The 1,226-nt window shown below is 46.2% G+C and carries 1 protein-coding gene; it reads left to right on the top strand.

Annotated elements, in window-relative coordinates:
• The first annotated feature begins 388 nt into the window (after positions 1–388).
• Positions 389–925: a hypothetical protein gene (locus ACBR42_RS17050; RefSeq protein WP_371208831.1), complete on the top strand. Its 537-nt coding sequence runs from the start codon at positions 389–391 to the stop codon at positions 923–925.
• The last annotated feature ends 301 nt before the right edge of the window (positions 926–1,226 follow it).

Here is a 1,226-nt window from a genome sequence, read left to right on the forward strand (position 1 = left end):
CTGTACGCATCACTGGAAAACCCGGGAAAATCGCTGCCTACACTGCCAGTTCTGTCATCGCGTCATGCAGATCCGGTCACAAAAACCCGTTCCAGTTCCACAAACGCACCTGTATGCTCTGGCTCAGCCTCTCCCCCGGGGCGGCGCCAATTGCAAATTCCCCATAACTGAGTCCCGGTGTCGCGGGTTCGGTCTTCCCAGACTTTCGTACGCCTCGCGGCGCCCGAAACCCTTCAGGGGGAGCGGAATGTCCGCTTACTCAGCAATTCACAAAAGAGCAAACATCTCTGGTACTCAAAAAAAACTATTTTAGTCATTCCCTACCCATCAAATTTGTCTAAAATAAATCAGTCTCCTGTTCATTCCACAATAAGATGATAGTACACTAATGGATTATGAAAGACCATCACGCATTAGCATATTAGCGAGTAGAGGCGGCCATCGTGGCAGTATCAAACTAAAAGGTAACCTACAGTATAAAAAAAAGGCCCTTTTTAAAAATTTGGTTTGGTCTGCTGCCGGTGTAGTCATTGGTTTTCTAGTAGGAAGCGGCCTTATGAATGGTGACGCGGCTAAAACCTTTGTTAGCGAACCAATTTCAGCATGTCTAAAGTCAGGCGGAATTATTGTGCTGGTGGTTTTATTCTCGGGTCTAGCAGTCCTGTTAGATAGCAGATCAAACATTAGACCCATCGCGTTAGACGAGATTCGTGGCACAATACAATCATTTATTTCTCTGTTTTTTCTGGCAATTTTTTATACATTCACGGAAGAAGTAGTAGCACAGCACACACCGCTCACAGCTGCAACACCGTGGAAAATGGCACTTAGCCCTTTTTGCTATCTTGTTTTATCTATCATCGCGCTAGCATTAGTACAGTACATAATTAACTGCATTCCAAAACCACAAGAGGTTTTTAAATAATTAATTTTATTTTTCCAAACATAATATTTTAACGGAAGAAGATTTGGTCCGCTTTTGTTTGTTTTTCGGAAAAGTAAAGCTTTGCTGTAAAGTACGACACGAGGCGGGAGCGGAAGGTCCGGTTTTGGGTGGATGAGCGTCATAGCTGACGCAGTGACAACTCGATATTTTGCTGAGGTATGCGCGAAAGTTGGTGACGCTTGATCAGGCGGCAGCTTGAAGGTGGCGTACGCCGTCGCGGAACTCAACCCCGCTGATGACGTCCGGCAGGCGGTTCCGGCCGTCGAGCATCCGCCATTTC

Origin of the sequence: Komagataeibacter sp. SM21, from assembly GCF_041402665.1 — a bacterium.
Taxonomy (GTDB): Bacteria; Pseudomonadota; Alphaproteobacteria; order Acetobacterales; family Acetobacteraceae; genus Komagataeibacter; species Komagataeibacter saccharivorans.

What these genes read in the sequence shown, in the direction of transcription:
- ACBR42_RS17050 (WP_371208831.1), top strand. Translation starts at nt 389, where the DNA reads ATGGATTATGAAAGACCATCACGCATTAGCATATTAGCGAGTAGAGGC.